Consider the following 18,789-nt stretch of genomic DNA (forward strand, 5'->3'; position numbering starts at 1 on the left):
AACTTTTTACCCTTTAATTATTTGTTATAGGCATCTTTTTTTGAATAAAACTCTATAACTTTTACTTTTCTTTCTATTATTTTTCTAACATCTTCTATATTTGATTTATTTATTTCAAACTCAATGTAACAGTATTGTATATACGAGTGAGGTTGTCTTCCGAACTCTACTCCTAATATATAAAATTCATATTCAGCCATATAAGTTAATACTTTTGCTAATTCACCTTTTGTATTTGGAATACTAATTACCATTTTATATTGATAAACTGTATCTTTTGTCCATTTACAAAAAAGCATTTGTTGATTTGTTTTAATTTTATCGTAGGCTTTATCACACATTTTGTGATGAATTATAGCTTCATTTCCATTTTTAAATGCAACAATATCATCACCAAACTTTGGATGACAACAGTGGTCAAATGATACAGAACTTATACTGAAATTTGAATATATTAAGACGTTATCGAACTTAGATTCTTTAATTTTGCTAGTTAAAATTTTAAATCTAGTCATTAACCCTTTATAACTTACTATTTTCTTTTCAATAATTTGTTTTGTATGTTTAAAAAAGTCTAAAATTTGTGGCACTTTATGTGGTGATTCAATAGGATATATTTTTGTTATATCATCTGAATATCTAGAAAAAACTGTATTTATAATATTTTTTCCTGATAATTCATCAATTTCTTTTTGTCTATGCGTACATAAAAATTTAATCTGTTTTTTTGCTCTTGAAGTTTTTACCATATCTATCCAAGAACATCTAACAATAGTATCTTTTCCTAATTCAATAGATACTATATCAGTACTTTTTAATTCAGTTAAAAGAGGTTTTTTAATTTTATTTATATAACAAGCAATTGCACGTTTTCCTATATTTGTATGAACAGCAAAAGCAAAATCATAAGCTGTTGCACCAACTGGTAGAGTGAATACTTCACCTTTTGGAGAATATACTATCATTTCTTGAGTATATAAATTATCTTTTGTTTCTTGATAAAATTCTTCTACATTTTCATTTGAAAATTCCAAAGATTTTAACCAATTAAGATTTGTAGTATTTTTTGCACCAGTTTTATATTTCCAATGGGCTGCAATTCCAAACTCTGCAATTTTATTCATTTCAAAAGAACGAATTTGAATTTCATAAATTTTTGAATTATAAAAAACAGTGGTATGGATAGTTTGATAACCATTTTCTTTTGGAGTTGCAACATAATCTTTAAATCTTGATATTAAAGGTTTAAATTCTAAATGCATATATCCTAAAACTTTATAACAATCAATATCTTCTTCAACCAAAATTCTAATTGCAAATAAATCTAAAACTTCATCAATAGAAATTCCTTTTCTTTGCATCTTTAAATAGATTGAATAATGATGTTTAATCCTACTATAAATTTTAATTTTTTCTAAATCATAACCATTTTTTTCCAAAAGATTTTTTGTTGTAGAAATGAATGTGTTAAAAGTAAGTTGCATCGCACTTTGTTGTTCTTTTAAAAAGTTATCAATTTTTTTATATTCATTTGGATAAATGTAAAAAAATGCTAAATCTTCTAAAGCATTTTTAAGTGTTGAAATTCCTAATCTATTTGCAATTGGAACATAAACAACCAATGTTTCTTCAGCAATTCTTTTTTGTTTATTTGCAGGTAAAACACTTAATGTAAGCATGTTATGTAATCTATCACAAAGTTTTACAATTAAAACTCTAACATCATCTATTGAAGCTATTAGCATTTTTCTAAATGTTAAAGCAGAGGATATTATTTTAGTATCACTTGCATCACTAGAAGCAATAAATTCATGTTCTCTAATTTCAACAATTTTAGTTAATCCATCAACCATATGAGCAATATCACTGCCCCATTTTTCTTTAATAAAATCTAAAGAATATTTTGTATCTTCTACAACATCATGTAACAAAGCTGTTGCAATGATGGCTTCATCTTTTGAAAAATGTGCTGTAATTGAGGCCACTAAAATTGGATGAACACAATATGGTTCACCACTTTTTCTATATTGACCTTCATGGGCTTCTATTACGAAATTAATTATGTCATTTAGTTTTTGAGATATTTCAGTTTGAGTATTTAGTTTGTTAATTGCATCTTCAACAGTGTTTATTTGTTGAATTTCTTTGATAAATGGATCCATAATTATTAAGACTTAGAGATAAGCTTTTGGCTTATCTCTATTTTTTGTCTACAAAACCTTCGATTCTTAATAAACCACTTGCAATTTCATCAATTGCAATATCAGTATATTTCATTTTTTGAGTATTGTGTTCTAATAAAGGTTTTGCACCTTTACTTAATTCATCAGCTCTTTGCCCAACAGCAATCGCTAAAATATATCTATCGTTATCAACTTGTTTTAAAGCTTTTGATATTCTTTCTTCTAATCTCATCATAAATTATTCCTTATTGGTATTTAATTATCTATCTAACTATCGAACATCTACTATAATCACCTTGAATGATTTTTAGTAAATTACCTTTTTCACTCATGTTTGCAACAACAATTGGAAGTTTATTATCTTTTGCAAGTGCAATTGCAGTGTCATCCATAACTTTTATATGGTCTTCTAAAGCTCTATCATAAGATAAAGTATCTAATTTCTTAGCATCTGGATATTTCATTGGATCTCTATCATATACCCCATCAACTTTTGTAGCTTTAATTAACATTGAAGCTCCAATTTCAGTTGCTCTTAAAGTTGCTCCTGTATCAGTTGTAAAATAAGGATTTCCAGTTCCTGCTCCAAAAATTACAACTCTTCCTTTTTCAAGGTGTCTCATTGCTTTTCTTACAATAAATGGTTCAGCTATTTGTTCCATTTTGATAGCTGTTTGTAATCTTGCACTTAAACCTTTGTATTCTAATGCTTCTTGCATAGCAATACCATTGATTACAGTTCCAAGCATACCCATATAATCAGCACTTGTTCTTTTAATAACACCATCAGCTGCTGCTGTTACTCCTCTGATTATATTTCCACCACCAATCACTATACCAACTTCTATACCATTTTCTACTAAACTTTTTATCTCTTCCGCAATATAATCTAATATTTGAGTATCAATACCATAACCTTCAGCACCAGCCAATGCTTCACCAGAAAATTTTACAAGTACTCTTTTGTTCATTATGCATATCCTTCTATAATTTTTGGATTTTATCTAAAAAATCATTAACAAATACTTAGCTTAACGCCCATTCATAAAATGGAATAATATTTATTTTCAATTTAGAATCTGAAATTTTTTCATTGTTAGAAATTGTAATAATATTTATCTCATTTATATCAAATTCATGGGCATTTTTAATAATTTTTTTTAGAGCATTATTCATCAAAAATCTATTAAAAAAGGGAATAGGGATGATTGCTATATTTTTTGATTTGATATAAAAATCAATATTATCTAAATAATATATATCTTTATATTTATGAATTAATTCTAAAAAAATCATATTAGAAAACTCATTTTTAAACTTTTTTACATGGGAAATTGCATTTAAAAAAGAGTGATTATAAACATATATTTTTTTTACTGATTTTTCTTGATTATATTTTTGTAAAAAATAGATTGATTTATTGTTTTCATAAATTTTGCATGTTTCATAAAATTTGTCTTTAGATATTTTGATTTTAGATTTTAGATTGTTGAATAGTTGAAAAAGAGATTTTTTTTCATCAATATTTTCAATCAAAATTTTAAAAATCTCATATTGAGTTTCATCTTTACATTGAAGTTCAATTATTTCTTGTAAACGATTTATTTTTTTATGGTCTTCATAATTTATTAGTTCTGCTAAATTTCCAAATTTTAGAAAACTATTAAAACTTTGAATTATATTTTGATGTCGATTATCGTGCAGTAAATACTCTTCAAAATCTAAAGCTGAAATTATTAAATTTTTAAAACCTTTAAAATTTACAGGATTTTTTGTAGAAATAATTATATTTTCACAAGAAGGAAGTTCAAAATCAAAGGCAAAATTTTCTAAAACTAAAACAGATATTTCATTCATTTTAAGAAATTTTTCTAAATTTTCTTTGATTTCAATTACATCATTTCTTAAATCAGAAAAATCAATATATAAATACTCTTTTGGTTTAAATGCAGATAAAAAGTCATAAATAAGATAACTTTTTCCTGTTTTAAAAGCACCACTTATTATTGTTTTAGGTTCAGTGATTTTAATTTTTCGCTCCATGAAATTAACCTTTGAAAAGTTAATTTCATAACAAGCTTCTAGGGTTCTCATCTTTTATTTTGTATTAAAATAATTGCTTCTTTGATTGCATTTACATAACTTTTTGTATTTATTTTTTCATTTTTATATGCAATATTAAAAGCAGTTCCATGGTCAACTGAAGTTCTAATTATTGGAAGATTTAGACTTACATTTATACTTTGGTCAAAATAAAGAGCTTTAAGTGGAGCCAATCCTTGGTCATGGTACATTGCAACAAAATATTTATAATTTTTTCGTGAAACTGGTGAAAATGCTGTATCTGGAACTAATGGACCTTTGAAGATGTTTTTTTCTAAATGTTTATTTGCTTTTTTTATAGCTTTGAAAATTTCTACTTCTTCATCACCTAAAACGCCATTATCACTTGCATGTGGATTTAAACCTAAAACTCCAATGTTATCATTTTTCACATTTTTGTAAAAATCTATTAAAAATTTAGTTAAATCTTCTTCATTTACTTTTTTTGCAACTTTTTTTAAAGGAATATGTTCCGTGAAAAGTCCCACAAACATCTTTTTACAACCAAGCATCATAATGGCATTTTTACCAAAATAATCCCTTAGAACTTCGGTATGACCTTTGTATTTTATATCTGCTTTACTCCACGATTCTTTGTTAATTGGAAGTGTGCAAATTGCATCAACTCTTTCTTTATCTGCTAAATTTATAGCATCCATAAAAGAATCATATGAGTATTTTCCTGCTTTTTTTGAAACAGTTCCTGCTTTTATTTCAAATTCACCTTTTGTTTCAAAAAGTTCAAAATCTTTTGGAATTTCTATTTTTAATTTATCACTTGCTTTTTTTAGCATAATATCGTTTATGCAATAAATTGGTTGGCAAATTTTTGATATCTTTTCATGGCATTTTAGAGCTATTTCAACTCCAATTCCATTTAAATCTCCGATGCTTATTGCAATTTTTGGTTTAATATTAGTCATTTTTAATTAACTCTTTCATATCAATAATTGCTTGACTTAAACCTGTAAAAACAGAACGAGCTATGACACTTTGTCCAATATTTAGTTCTTCAACTTCCGGAATTTGTGAAATTAGTTTTACATTTTGATAATTTAATCCGTGCCCTGCTGCAACTTTTAGGTTTAGTTTTTTTGCTAATTTTGATGAAGTTTCAATCTCTTGAATAGATTTATTTAATTTAGTTTTTAATTCATTTTTACTTAATTCTAACTCTTTGATTGTGTGATGAGTTTGAGATAAATTTGTATTTAACATTGCATAAATATTTGCAAAAGTTCCTGTGTGAAGTTCAACCCATTCAACTTCAAGTTCTTTTGAAAGTTCAATAATCTCTTCCTTTGGATCAATAAATAATGAAACTTCAATTTCATTTTCATGAAGTTTATCTATTACTTTTTGAAGTTTTTCAAAGTTTCCTTTTACATCAAGTCCACCCTCAGTTGTAACTTCATTTCTATTTTCAGGAACTAAGGTAGCTCGAGAAGGTTTTAATTTACAAACAATATCAATAATATCACTATTAATTGAACACTCTAAATTTACTGGTAGTGTTGATTGTTGAATTATTGCAATTGCATCATTATCATGAATATGTCGTCTATCTTCTCTTAAATGAATTGTGATTTGATCTGCACCTGAGAGTTTACAAATTCCAAGGGCATCAAGGGGATTTGGGTCGTTGATTTTTCTAGCTTCTCTTAGAACGGCAATGTGGTCAATATTTACACCAAGTAACAATTTGTATCCTTTAATATTGGCTTTTAGTACGAAATAATAGCCAATATTAAATAAAGAAGTCTTTGTATTATTTTTTAGATTATGATAAGTCTTTTAGTGTTGAGATATTAGCTGCAAGTTTATTATGAACTTCAAGATATTCGTCTTCTGGTTTTGAATCAGCAACTACACCAGCTCCTGCTTGGAAAATTACAGTATCGTGCGTAAGCATTGTAGTTCTAATAGTAATTGCACTATCCATATTTCCATCAAAACCAAAATAAGCGATACTTCCTGAATAGAAGTTTCTTTTTATTCCTTCAAATTGAGCTATTAATTCCATTGCTCGAATTTTTGGAGCTCCTGTCATAGTTCCTGCTGTAAAAGTCGCTGCAAATAAATCAAACATATCGTATTTATCATCAATCACAGCTTCCACATCTGAAACTATGTGCATTACATGAGAATATCTTTCTATTCTCATTAAATCAGTTACTTTTACAGTTCCAGGCTTTGCAACACGACCAACATCATTTCTTCCTAAATCAACAAGCATTAGATGTTCAGCTCTCTCTTTTGTATCGTTGATTAGTTCATTTTCCATTTCAAGGTCTTTTTCTAAAGTTTTACCTCTTTTTCGTGTCCCTGCGATTGGTCTTAAAAGCAAATGTCCATCCACAAGTCTAATCATAACTTCAGGAGAACTTCCTGCAATTGTAAAGTTTTCAAACTCTAAAAGAAAAAGATATGGGCTTGGATTTTTACTTCTTAAGGCTCTATAAAAACTAAGATGATCAACAATAGCTTTTTGAGTAAATCTATTTGACATTAAAATCTGAAAAACATCACCTGATTTTATTTTTTCTTTTGATTTTGCAACCATTTCAAAAAACTCTTCTTTTGAGAAATTAAATTTCCCTTCATCAAGAATAGTTGCTTTTTTTAATGGAGTGTATTCGTAACTTTTTAAAAGTTCTTTTTCAATGATTTCTAAATCTTTTTCTTTTTCATCCATTGAAGTGATAATTACAAGTTTTGAAGTTTTGTGGGAGAATCCAAGAATTATTTTTGGTCTTATCAAATCTAAATCAGGAATATTTAATTGATCAACTAAAGAGTTCATTGACTTCTTTAGTTTTGGTTCAAACTCTTTTCCAATATCGTATCCAACATTTCCAATAAATCCATCAATAAGACCAACGCCTAATTCTAAAGATTTATTTTTGTAAAACTCTTTGTCAAAATTTTTATAATATCTTTTTAAAAAAGTTAATGGATTTGATTCAACCGTTGAAATTTCTTGTTTTTCATTTTTATAAAAACAAGTTCCATTTTCATACCAAACTCTTTCTCTATCACCAATAATGATGTAAGAATAATTTCCTGTACTTGAATTAATAGTACTTTCAAATAAAAATGTAATTTCATCTTTATATAATTTTTTTATTTTTTCATATATTGAAACAGGTGTAAATTGGTCTAAAAATAGCTCTTTACTATAAAAATTCATTAATACTACTTTTTCTAAAATTTAACTACAAATGCACTTGTAACATTTAGTTTTTGTTTAACATCTTCAACATTTTCACTAGCTGCTGCTTTTGAAGAATATGGTCCAATTAGAACTTTGTTATATGCTACACCATTTACATTATCTTGATATATTTTATATTTTAATTTTGCATTTCTAATTGTACTTACATAACTCTCTGTTGGTTTTTTAGTAAATGCACCAATTTGAATAAAATATCCACTTGAAACATTAGAAGAAATTTCACTTGAAGATGTTGTTGTATTACTTGGAGAATCGACTAAATCTTTAATAGAAGATTTTTTTGTTTCTACTTTTTTTGTAACAACTTCTTCTTTTGGAGTAGTTGTAGCTACTTTTTCTTTTTGTGTTACAGATTTACTTCTTTCCACTTTTTTTATAGTTTGATCAATTGCTTCATCTGAAATTCCAGCTGAGTTAGAATTGTAACTTTCTGCTTCTTTTTGTAAATTCTCAAAAGCTTTTAAACTATTAGTATCTTCTGGTTTTGTTGTATTTTCAGATCTTGTTGAATTTGATGTATTTCCTTGAACTTCTGGAATCATGGGTTCATTTGTATCTTTTTTTACTCTTTCATTGATGATTTTTTGGAAATTTTCTTCAATATTATCACTTTCTGATAATTTTTTCATTTCAGTTGAATTTGCACTATTTGATGTAAATTGATCTTCTTTTCCTGCTGAATCATTTGTTAAAAGGCGTATAATAATTATAGTTAATAAAAATAAAACCACAAGGACAATACCTAAAATCAGGTATTTTTTCTTATTGTCCTCGTTTATATTTGATGAACCAAGCATAATATTATCAAGCTCATGTTCATTTTGTTCAATATTATTGTTTCTTTCCAAAATAACAGAGTCATTATTAATTGACATTTCTACTTCTTCAAGTTCATTTAATTTTCGTTCTAATTCTTCTCTTTCTTGTTGAATCTGAACTTTTTTAATAAACTCATCACCTTTTATTTGCATAACTTATCCTTATTTAAATAGAAACCCTAAAAAGTCGATTTATTGTAAATCACAAAATTACTAGCAAGATTTTCTAATTCTTTATTAATTTTAGCATGAAGAGCTGTATCTTCAATATTATCTAAAACATCACAAATTTTGTTTGCAATTATTTCAAACTCTTTCTCTTTCATTCCTCGTGCTGTTAATGCAGGAGATCCAATTCTAATACCTGAAGTAACAAATGGACTTCTTGTCTCACCTGGAACTGTATTTTTATTTACTGTAATCCCTGCATTCCCTAAAGCTGCATCTGCATCTTTACCTGAAAATGGTTTATTTAAAAAACTTACTAATACTAAGTGATTATCTGTTCCACCTGAAACTAAATCATATCCTCTTTTTATTAATACATCTGCTAATACTTTTATATTTGCTTTTACTTGTTTTGCGTAATCTTTCCATTTTGGATCTAAGATTTCTTTAAATGCAACTGCTTTTGCAGCTATTACATGTACAAGTGGTCCACCTTGGATTCCTGGAAAAATAGCACTATTGATTTTTTTAGCTATCTCTTCATCATTTGTAAGAATCATCCCACCTCTTGGACCTCTTAAAGTCTTATGAGTAGTTGTTGTTACAACATGTGCGTATGGGAATGGACTCATATGTTCACCAGCTGCAACAAGACCTGCAATATGAGCAATATCAGCAAATAAAATTGCTCCAACAGCATCAGCTATTTCTCTGAATTTTTTGAAGTCAATTTCTCTAGCATATGCAGATGCACCACAAACTATAATTTTTGGTTGAGCTATTTTTGCAATTTCCATAACTTTATCATAATTGATTCTTCCATCAAGTTCAACACCATAATAAAATGCAGAATAGTTTTTACCAGAAAAAGATGGTTTAGATCCATGAGTTAAATGTCCACCATGAGATAAATCCATACCAAGGATTCTATCACCTGCATTTATTAATGCAGCATAAACAGCACCATTAGCTTGCGAACCCGAATGAGGTTGAACATTTGCATAAGAGCAACCAAAGATTTTACAAGCTCTGTCAATTGCAAGTTGCTCAACAGCATCAGCAAATTCACAACCACCATAATATCTTTTATAAGGATACCCCTCAGCATATTTGTTAGTAAAAACAGAACCCATAGCTTCCATAACAGCAGGACTTGTAAAGTTCTCACTTGCAATCATCTCTAAGTGATTAGTTTGTCTTTTTAATTCATTCTCTATTATTTCGAATACTTCTTTATCTGCTTGTTCTAATTTTGCGTTTGTGATATAGTTCATTTGATTATTCTCCTTAAAATTATTAATAAATATTATTCTTCATCATCATGAAGATTGATTTCGTGTTTTATTGGTTTCATTGCTGGGAACAGTAATACATCTCTAATTGAGTGCTCATTTGTAAGCATCATTACTAATCTATCAATTCCAATACCTTGACCTGCTGTTGGAGCCATTCCGTAAGATAAAGCATTTACAAAATCTTCATCCATTTCATGTGCTTCATCATCTCCACCACACTCTTTTGCTGCCATTTGACCTTCAAATCTTTGAAGTTGATCAATTGGATCATTTAACTCACTAAATGCATTTGCAATCTCTTTTCCTGCAATAAATAATTCAAATCTATCAGTTAAATGAGGTTTTTCATCATTTCTTCTTGCAAGTGGAGAAATTTCAACTGGATATTCGGTAATAAATGTTGGATTGATAAGTTTTGCTTCAACATATTCATCAAATAATTCACCCTGAAGTTGTCCAATATTCATTTTAGCATTTACTTCTAGTTTATTTTCTTTCATAAATGCAATAATTTTATCTTTATCTTCAACAATATCAGAAGGCACTCCACCAATTTCTACTAAAGATTGGATTAATGGAATTTCTGTAAATTTACCAAAATCTATTTTTAAATCACCATAAGGTAAAACAGTTGGTAATTCTAAATGTTCAAATAAATATTCAAAATATTCTTTTGTAAGTACAATCAAATCTTTATAAGTTTTATATGCCCAATAAAATTCAATAGATGTAAATTCAGGATTATGTGTAGCATCCATTCCTTCATTTCTAAAGTTTCTATTGATTTCAAATACAGCTTCAAATCCACCAACAATTAATCTTTTTAAATATAATTCAGGTGCAATTCTTAAAAATCTATCAATTCCTAAAGCATTATGATGAGTAACAAATGGTTTAGCATTTGCTCCACCAGCAATTGGGTGCATCATTGGAGTTTCAACTTCTAGGAAACCTTTATTTTCAAAAAATCTTCTAGTTAATGAAATTACTTTACTTCTAATATGGAAAGTTTTTCTTACTTCAGAATTCATGATTAAATCTAAATATCTTTGTCTATATCTTAACTCTTTATCTTGAATACCATGATATTTTTCAGGAAGTGGCGAAATAGCCTTTGTAAGAATTTTTAAATCATCTGCATGTAGAGAAAGTTCACCTTGTCCAGTTACAAAAGGATAACCAGAAACTTCTATAATATCCCCAACTTCTATATTTTTTTTGAATATGTCGTTATAAAAACCCTCAGGTAAATTATCTCTTGCCACATAAACTTGAAGCATTCCACTTTCGTCTTCAATTTTTAAAAAACTAGCTTTGCCCATAAGTCTGAAAAGTTTAATTCTTCCAGCAACTGTGTAAGTTCTCTTTTCATCTCTTTTTTCTTCTGTATGAAAAATATCACTATTTACATTTAGATATTTTGCAATTGTACAATTTCTTGAACTCTCATTTGAGTAAGGATTAATTCCTACTTCTCTTAGTTTTTCAGCTTTTTCAATTCTTTGTTGTATATATTTATTTTCAAACAATATTAAATCCCTTAATTAATTTTCTTGTGGTTTATTAGCAATACTTCTTAGTTTTTCTTTTGTATTGTCTATTTCTTCTTTTGTTGCATTTTTTGTATCTTCTATTTTTTCTTTAACATTATTTACAATTTCTTCTTCGGCAACTTCTTTTATACTATTTGTAGTAGATTGAATATTTTCTTTTATGTTATTTTTTGTTTCTTCTAAAACTTCCGAAGTTTTTGTTGTATCTATTACTTTATTTACACTTGTTGTAAGTGCTGTTGTATCAAGTTTTATAATAAAAGAACCAACACTTATTAAATGAGGCATTACAAATGAATTATCAAATTTTTCATCCATTACTTTTTTAAACGATTGAACTTGATATAAAGCATAAGCAATAACTGAAAATATTAAAAATACTTTTGCTGCTCCAAATACAAATCCAAAAATTCTATCTACAACACCTAATCCACTTGCAGAAAAAATCTTGCTAACAATAATTCCAGCTGTGTAAACTACAATCCAAACAGCAACTAAAGCAGTTATAAATCCAATTAATTTTATGGTTGCTGGATTATCTAAAACTAAAATTGGAGCTAATAAATCACCTGTTTCTTTTGAAATTCTTGAAGCTACAAAAATCGCACCAATAATTCCAATAATTCCAAATACTTCTTTTATTAATCCTCTAAATAAGCCTTTAAGTCCCAGTATTAGAGTAATAGTTATAATAATTAAATCAAAAATAGAAAAATCTTGCATAAAGTCCCTTTTCTTATAATTCGTGCATTGTATCTAATCTTTACAAAATAGAAGTTTAATTAAAATCTATAATAAAGTTAAGCCCAGAGTAATTTTTATTTTTATAGTCAAAAGTTACATTTTGAATATCAATTTTATAACCGAGATTTTTAACAAAAAGTTCATTTACAATATAGAGCCCAAGACCAACTCCAAAAGCTTGGTGTTTAGTTGTAAAATATGGTTCTAATATCTTTGAAATAATATTTTCATCAATACCTTTTCCTGAATCTTTTATTTGCAAAATATTATTTTTGAATTCTATTAATATAACTCTGTCTTCAACATTTTGAATATTTATTAATGCATGTATTGAGTTGTCTAAAATATTTAAAATAGCTTGTGAAAAATCATTTTTATTGCAGTTTAAAATTATGTCATTATCATAAATCAATTGACATTGGATTGAATTTTTTTCTAAAATTGAATCCATGAATTTTTTTGTATTTTCTAAGGCTTCAATCAATGAAAATCTAGTTGTTTTGTCATCTGAATTAAAGAAGTTTGTGAAATTTTCTATGGTCATTGACAATTTATTTGTATTATTTATTATTCCATCGCATGATAAATTAAATTCATTATCATCAAGAATATTCAACTCTTTTTGAAGTTTCATTCCACTTGTAATTGTACTTATTACACTTAAAGGTTGTCTCCATTGATGGGCAATATTTTTTAAAGTATCTGCAATTGCAGCAATTTTTGATTGTTGAAAAAGTATTCTATCTTTTTCTTTATTTGCTTCTATTTGTTCGATTTCTTGAGTAATATCTGTAAAAGTTGCAATAATAAACTCTTCACCTTTGACTCTTGAACATTTTATAGAAAAGTGTCTTATGTTTTCTTGCATATTTTTTAATGCAACTCTAAAATTTTTATCTGGATTTGCTAATACATATTCAGCCCAATTTTTTCCGTTATAATATTTTTCAATAATATAAGTATCATCTTGCATATCTATAAAAGCACTACAAATACATCGATATTTGTTTTTAAAACTTATCAAATCTTTTGTATCACTAAAAAAATCATACAATCTTTGGTTTGCGTCAATAATCTCATTTCCACCAGTTATTACAATGATATTTTGTTGAGAATTAAGAATTGATTCTTTTTTATTTTCTTGAATTTTTAATTGTCTTAAATAACTTGTATAAAGATAAATTAAAAATGAAAAAAAGATAACTATTAATGCAATTGCTGAAATCATTATAATTTGAACTTTAAAAGATTTTACAATTCTAATATCAATATCATCAAGTTTCATAAAATTTAAAATGTATCCCAATCTTTCATTTTTATCATTATATAAATCATATTTTGATATTAAATAGTCATTTTCAATGATATAGTTATCGATTTTTAAATATTTTTCAAGTTTATTTTTTTCTAAATAAGTAACTAACTCTTTATTCACATTTTCATTTACAACATAATAATCGTCAATAAACATTTTAGTAAAAGGAAGTTTTAGCATTTCTTTATATTTTTTATCTGTAATTACTACAGTATCAATTTTATTTTCTCTTAAATCATAAGCAATAGAATTAAAATGGCTAATAATTTCAAGTGCTCCTAAAAAATTATTTTCTTCATCAATTATTGGAGCTCTTGCTTTTATGGTCATAGAATATAATCCTACGCTAATAGAAGTGGAAATTTTTTTATCATCTATAAATTTTTTTAAATCTTTTCTAAAAAGAAGATTGTCTCCTTTTTTATCAGTCCAAGAACGATATATACTATTTCCTTCTTTATCTATAATTTGAATCCAGATATTTTTGAATTTTGTATTATTTTTCATTTGCTCAGAAATATCTTTATAATCGAATTTATCATATTCTTGAGTGCTCATAAGTTTGTGTAAATTATAATCTTTAACAAGAGCTAATGCTATTGATAATGTAGTGTTTGTTTTATTGCTTAAGGAATTTTCAGTAAGTTTTAAAATACTGGTATTTGCTGAATCATATATAGAGTCTAATAAAGTTTTTTGTTTGTTTAAAGTGTAATAATAAGTTCCAAATAGAATAAGAATAGCTAAAATTAAAAAAGAAAAGATAGCAAGAAAAACATTTTTTTTTGTGTACATTAATTATAGACTTTTAGTAGATTTATAAGAAGTTATCATATTAAAATGTAACTTTTCTTTTGATTAATGTTTTCATTTAGAATTAATAAATTTGTGATAAAATCTCAACATGATTAAAAGATACCCAACTAAACAAATATTCGTCGCAAATGTACCAATTGGAGGTGATGCTCCAATTCCTGTACAATCAATGACATTTACAAAAACATCAGATGTAAAAGCAACAGTTGAACAAATTACAGCTTTACATTTTGCAGGTGCAGATATAGTAAGAGTTGCTGTTCCAAATATGGAAGCAGCATTAGCATTAAAACAGATTAAATCACAAGTTTCACTACCCCTTGTAGCAGACATTCATTTTCATTATAAATTAGCTTTAATTGCTGCTGAAGTTGTAGATTGTATTAGAATTAATCCTGGAAATATTGGAGATAGAAAAAGAGTTCAAGAAGTAGTACGTGCTTGCAGTGAGCGAAATATACCTATAAGAATTGGAGTAAATTCAGGGTCGCTTGAAAAACAATTTGAAGATAAATATGGACAAACGCCAGAAGGTATGGTAGCAAGTGCTGATTATAATATCAAATATCTTGAAGATTTAGGTTTTACAAATTTAAAAGTTTCTTTAAAAGCTAGTGATGTTCAAAGAACAGTTGAAGCTTATAGAAGATTAAGACCTATGAATAATTATCCATTTCACTTAGGTGTAACAGAAGCTGGAACTCAATTTCACTCAACTATTAAATCTTCAATAGCTTTAGGTTCGCTTTTACTTGATGGAATAGGTGATACTTTAAGAGTTTCAATGACTGGAGAACTAGAAGAAGAGATAAAAGTAGGAAAGGCCATACTAAAAGATGTGGGAATTGCAAAAGAGGGATTAAATATAGTTTCATGTCCAACTTGTGGAAGAATTGAAGCTGATTTAGTTAGTGCCGTTGCTGAAATTGAAAGAAGAACTGCTCATATTAAAACACCACTTGATGTTTCAGTTATGGGATGTGTTGTAAATGCAATAGGAGAAGCTAAAAGTGCTGATGTTGCAATTGCTTTTGGAAAAGGTAGTGGTCTTGTAATGAAAAAAGGTGAAATTATTGCCAAACTTTCAGGTGATGCATTAATAAATAGATTTATTGAAGAAGTTGAGTTTGAAGCTCAAAAGAGTCATTAATGGATAGTGTTTACAGTATAAATATTGAAAGAGCAGTATTAAGTTCAATTTTATTTAATCCAGAAGAACTTGAAGATGTTCTGGGTGTTTTAAAACCAAAAGATTTTTATTTACCAGCCCATAAGAAAATTTTTGAAGTAATGGTAAGACTTCATAATGATGATATGCCAATTGATGAAGAATTTATACGAAAAAGAGTTGATTCAAAGGATGTAGATGATTCAATTTTATTAGAAATTTTATCTGCAAATCCAATTACAAATACTTTAGCTTATGTAAGAGAAATAAAAGATGGCTCAGTTAAAAGAGAGTTAGCCACACTTGCAACGACAATTAAAAAAGTTGCTATTGAAGAGGAAATGAGTGCAAACGAAGCTCTTGATACTATTCAAGGTGAACTTTATAAAATTTCAACAGATTCTGCAACCTCAGAATTAAAAGATATGAAAGTTATAACACACGACACTCTTTCGTATATAGAACAAATGAAAAAAATGGGGAATAAACATCTTATTGGTGAAACAACAGGATTTGAAGCACTTGATAGAAGAACAACAGGTTTTAACTCAGGGGATTTAATTATTATTGCAGCAAGGCCAGCCATGGGGAAAACAGCCCTTGTTTTAAATATGGCTTTAAAAAATGTTGAAGCAGGAAAAGGTGTAATATTTTTCTCCCTAGAGATGCCAGCAGAACAACTTATGTTAAGGATGTTATCTGCAAAAACTTCAATTCCTCTACAAAATCTTAGAAAAGGTGATTTAGATGATCAACAATGGACAAATTTAAGTGGTGCTTTTGATGATTTAAACACAAAAAAACTTTTTGTTGATGATGGCGGAAGTATTAATATTAATCAACTTCGAGCAAGAGTGCGAAAACTTGCTCAAAATGAATCGAATAATATAAAACTTGTAATTATAGATTACCTTCAACTTATGCAAGGAACAGGAAATAAAGATAGACATCAAGAGGTTTCTGATATTTCAAGGGGACTTAAAATGCTTGCACGTGAGATGAAAATTCCAATTATCGCTCTTTCTCAGCTAAATAGGGGACTTGAAAACAGACCAGATAAAAGACCAATGTTATCAGATTTAAGAGAATCTGGAGCAATTGAGCAAGATGCTGATATTATAATGTTTGTTTATAGAGATGATGTTTATAAAGAAAGAGATGAAGCAAGAAAAGAGAAAGAAGCTAAAGATAAAGGTGAGGATTATAAATCAAAATTTATAAATAAACCAGAAGAAGAAGCAGAAGTAATCATTGGGAAACAAAGAAATGGACCAATAGGAACTGTAAAACTTAATTTTCAAAAAGCACTTACTAGATTTGTGGATAAAGAAAATGATCATAATCATGCACCTATAGAAATGATATTTGAAACTGTTGCAGATACGCAGAAAGAAACAAATATTGACATACCTGATATTTTTTAAATAACATATTATATTATTTTAAGATATAAATACATATAATCTTTAAAATTATTTTAAGGATTATTATGAAATCTGCATTTTCACTTTTAGAACTTATTTTTGCAATAGTGATTTTAGGGATAGTTGCTTCTTTTGCTATTCCAAAATATATTGACACAAAAGATTCAGCTTTAGTTTCTACAATAAAAAGAGATTTGAATACAGCTGTTTCATCAATCCAAAGTTATTATTTATTAAATCAAAAAATTGAAAAAATAAGTGACGTTTTAACAATAAATGAAACAAATTGGATTCTAACAGACACCAAATTAAGTGATAAAAATTTATGTTTATTTTTAGAAATAAAAACTTCAGATAGTGATAATAAATCTATTGAAGTTGTAGTTGATACACAAAAAGATACAACAATTTGTAAAAAAATCAGAGAAGCTAAAATTGTTACAGCTTCTTATGAGTTATATTAAATAATTTATTCTTTTTTTCTTATTCTTAAAAAAGAGGCAAATTTTGGTTTATTATTTTTGGTTAAATCATAATATTTAAAAGTAACAATATCTCCAATTTTTGGTGGATTTAATCTTTGTATATTTGAAAAACCACCACCTAAATTAAAAACTATTCCATTATTTAATTTAAGTTTTACACTTTTAAATTTTCCATCTTTTGAATAGTTTAAGCCAATTACCATTCCTTCTTCATCATAAAATTTTTTTACCTTTAAAATATTTTCGCTTCTTCCATTAAAATAGTCTAAATTAGGATTTTTTAACATTATTCCTTCCGCTTTTTTGTTTAGTAACTCTTTTAAATAAGTATTTAAATCAGTTTCATTTTTACAGACTTTTTGAGGAATTATTTTGATATATTTATTAGGATTTTTATTCAACCAAGAGTTTATTTTTTCTAATCTTTTATTGAAGTTCCCTTTTTCATTTGGAACTTCAAAGATGTTATAGGTTATTTCATTCCATTTTATGGATGGGTTTGTATCTAAAACTATATTTTGAATGTTCTCAAAATCATTCCTTTTACTCCATAATTCACCATCTAGTTCAAAAGGTGGAAAATTTTTTATAAACCAATCTGGCGCATAAATTTTATTTCCATTTTTACTTAAAAGCTCTTTTCCATTCCAATAAGCTCTTATTCCATCTAGTTTTTCACTCATATACCAGTTTGTAATATTATGTTTTGTATTATCATAATTTTTAGCTTTTTGGAGTTCTTGAGAATTTAGATAAATAAAAAGAAAAAGTAGTATAAATAATTTCATAATATTTCCAGTAAATAATATTTTATATTATATGTAATAGATTCTTAAATATTTTAAAAACATCATAAAATCATAATAATTATTTAGATAGAATAAAAAGCTTTTCTCAAAGTAGTGATTATGTAAAGGATTTTGATTGAGTAAAAATATGGTATTAAATGAGAATGATAAAAAAATATTATTAGATTCAATAAGAAGTGTTAGTGATTTTCCAAAACCAGGAATTATTTTTAAAGATATTACAACTTTGTTAAATAACAAAGAAGCATTTACTCTTTTGATGAATCATTTAGAAGAGAAATACAAATCTTATAATTTAGATTATATAGCTGGAATTGACTCACGAGGTTTTATTTTTGGTGCTGCACTTGCTGATAGATTAGGTGTTGGTTTTGTTCCTGTTAGAAAAAAAGGAAAACTTCTAAGTACAACTGTATGTGAAAAATATGAACTTGAATATGGATTTGATGAAGTAGAAATTCACCTTGATGCTTTTAACAACGAAAAAAATGTAAATGTTTTACTAATAGATGATATAGTTGTTAGTGGTGGTACTGCATTTGCAGCTGCAACTTTAATCAAAAAGTTAGATGTAAATTTAGTTGAAATGTGTTTTTTAATGAATATAAAGATTTTAGATGGTGCAAAAAAATTAAAAGAAGTAGCTCCTGTATATTCAGTGTTAGAAATTTAA

General features: G+C 27.0%; 17 protein-coding genes. 4 read left to right on the forward strand and 13 right to left on the reverse strand.

Translation table 11 applies throughout. The annotated features are described in order from the left end of the window. Nucleotides 1-17 precede the first annotated feature (17 nt). The 12 genes from ASUIS_RS03735 to ASUIS_RS03790 form a co-directional block, all read right to left on the reverse strand. A complete protein-coding gene (locus ASUIS_RS03735) occupies nucleotides 18-2,162 on the reverse strand; it encodes a RelA/SpoT family protein (protein WP_118885793.1) in 2,145 nt (714 codons plus the stop codon). A gap of 37 nt (nucleotides 2,163-2,199) precedes the next feature. After that, on the reverse strand, nucleotides 2,200-2,418 hold the full coding sequence (locus ASUIS_RS03740; RefSeq protein ID WP_118885794.1) for a DNA-directed RNA polymerase subunit omega: 219 nt from the start codon (nucleotides 2,416-2,418) through the stop codon (nucleotides 2,200-2,202). 28 nt (nucleotides 2,419-2,446) lie between these two features. Next, on the reverse strand, nucleotides 2,447-3,154 hold the full coding sequence (pyrH, locus tag ASUIS_RS03745; RefSeq protein ID WP_118885795.1) for a UMP kinase: 708 nt from the start codon (nucleotides 3,152-3,154) through the stop codon (nucleotides 2,447-2,449). 55 nt (nucleotides 3,155-3,209) lie between these two features. Further along, nucleotides 3,210-4,226: an ATP-binding protein gene (locus ASUIS_RS03750; RefSeq protein WP_226799981.1), complete on the reverse strand. Its 1,017-nt coding sequence runs from the start codon at nucleotides 4,224-4,226 to the stop codon at nucleotides 3,210-3,212. Nucleotides 4,227-4,273: 47 nt separating this feature from the next. Continuing rightward, nucleotides 4,274-5,209, reverse strand: a complete 936-nt coding sequence (gene pdxA / locus ASUIS_RS03755) for a 4-hydroxythreonine-4-phosphate dehydrogenase (RefSeq protein ID WP_118885797.1) — start codon at nucleotides 5,207-5,209, stop codon at nucleotides 4,274-4,276. Further along, nucleotides 5,202-5,987, reverse strand: a complete 786-nt coding sequence (locus ASUIS_RS03760; RefSeq protein WP_118885798.1) for a pyridoxine 5'-phosphate synthase — start codon at nucleotides 5,985-5,987, stop codon at nucleotides 5,202-5,204. Before ASUIS_RS03760 ends, pdxA begins: the two co-directional genes overlap by 8 nt. A 79-nt stretch (nucleotides 5,988-6,066) precedes the next feature. Continuing rightward, nucleotides 6,067-7,476 carry an anthranilate synthase component I family protein gene (locus ASUIS_RS03765; protein ID WP_118885799.1) on the reverse strand — a complete coding sequence of 470 codons (1,410 nt, stop codon included), beginning with the start codon at nucleotides 7,474-7,476 and terminating at the stop codon, nucleotides 6,067-6,069. Nucleotides 7,477-7,490: 14 nt separating this feature from the next. Beyond that, nucleotides 7,491-8,492 carry an SPOR domain-containing protein gene (locus ASUIS_RS03770; RefSeq protein WP_118885800.1) on the reverse strand — a complete coding sequence of 334 codons (1,002 nt, stop codon included), beginning with the start codon at nucleotides 8,490-8,492 and terminating at the stop codon, nucleotides 7,491-7,493. Nucleotides 8,493-8,518: 26 nt separating this feature from the next. Further along, nucleotides 8,519-9,781, reverse strand: coding sequence for a serine hydroxymethyltransferase (locus ASUIS_RS03775; protein WP_118885801.1), 1,263 nt, complete (start codon nucleotides 9,779-9,781; stop codon nucleotides 8,519-8,521). A gap of 32 nt (nucleotides 9,782-9,813) precedes the next feature. After that, the gene (gene lysS, locus ASUIS_RS03780; protein WP_118885802.1) at nucleotides 9,814-11,334 is read right to left on the reverse strand and encodes a lysine--tRNA ligase; all 1,521 of its coding nucleotides are present in this window, start codon (nucleotides 11,332-11,334) and stop codon (nucleotides 9,814-9,816) included. Between the two features lie 12 nt (nucleotides 11,335-11,346). Then, nucleotides 11,347-12,078: a CvpA family protein gene (locus tag ASUIS_RS03785; RefSeq protein ID WP_118885803.1), complete on the reverse strand. Its 732-nt coding sequence runs from the start codon at nucleotides 12,076-12,078 to the stop codon at nucleotides 11,347-11,349. Between the two features lie 55 nt (nucleotides 12,079-12,133). Beyond that, on the reverse strand, nucleotides 12,134-14,209 hold the full coding sequence (locus tag ASUIS_RS03790) for a sensor histidine kinase (RefSeq protein WP_118885804.1): 2,076 nt from the start codon (nucleotides 14,207-14,209) through the stop codon (nucleotides 12,134-12,136). Between the two features lie 109 nt (nucleotides 14,210-14,318). Between ASUIS_RS03790 and ispG the strand changes: the two genes are divergently transcribed. The 3 genes from ispG to ASUIS_RS03805 all read left to right on the forward strand — a co-directional run bounded on the left by ispG (nucleotide 14,319) and on the right by ASUIS_RS03805 (nucleotide 17,286). Beyond that, nucleotides 14,319-15,380: a flavodoxin-dependent (E)-4-hydroxy-3-methylbut-2-enyl-diphosphate synthase gene (gene ispG / locus ASUIS_RS03795; protein WP_118885805.1), complete on the forward strand. Its 1,062-nt coding sequence runs from the start codon at nucleotides 14,319-14,321 to the stop codon at nucleotides 15,378-15,380. Beyond that, on the forward strand, nucleotides 15,380-16,822 hold the full coding sequence (locus ASUIS_RS03800) for a replicative DNA helicase (RefSeq protein WP_118885806.1): 1,443 nt from the start codon (nucleotides 15,380-15,382) through the stop codon (nucleotides 16,820-16,822). The genes ispG and ASUIS_RS03800 overlap by 1 nt, the downstream gene beginning before the upstream one ends. Before the next feature lie 65 nt (nucleotides 16,823-16,887). After that, on the forward strand, nucleotides 16,888-17,286 hold the full coding sequence (locus ASUIS_RS03805) for a type II secretion system protein (RefSeq protein ID WP_118885807.1): 399 nt from the start codon (nucleotides 16,888-16,890) through the stop codon (nucleotides 17,284-17,286). A 5-nt stretch (nucleotides 17,287-17,291) separates the two neighbouring features. On the opposite strand, the gene ASUIS_RS03810 is transcribed toward ASUIS_RS03805, so the two are convergent. Then, nucleotides 17,292-18,095, reverse strand: coding sequence for a DNA ligase (locus ASUIS_RS03810; RefSeq protein ID WP_118885808.1), 804 nt, complete (start codon nucleotides 18,093-18,095; stop codon nucleotides 17,292-17,294). A 148-nt stretch (nucleotides 18,096-18,243) separates the two neighbouring features. Here ASUIS_RS03810 and ASUIS_RS03815 point away from each other — a divergent pair, with 148 nt between their 5' ends. Then, on the forward strand, nucleotides 18,244-18,789 hold the full coding sequence (locus tag ASUIS_RS03815; protein WP_192941181.1) for an adenine phosphoribosyltransferase: 546 nt from the start codon (nucleotides 18,244-18,246) through the stop codon (nucleotides 18,787-18,789).

Origin of the sequence: Arcobacter suis CECT 7833 (assembly GCF_003544815.1) — a bacterium.
GTDB classification, from domain to species: Bacteria; Campylobacterota; Campylobacteria; order Campylobacterales; family Arcobacteraceae; genus Aliarcobacter; species Aliarcobacter suis.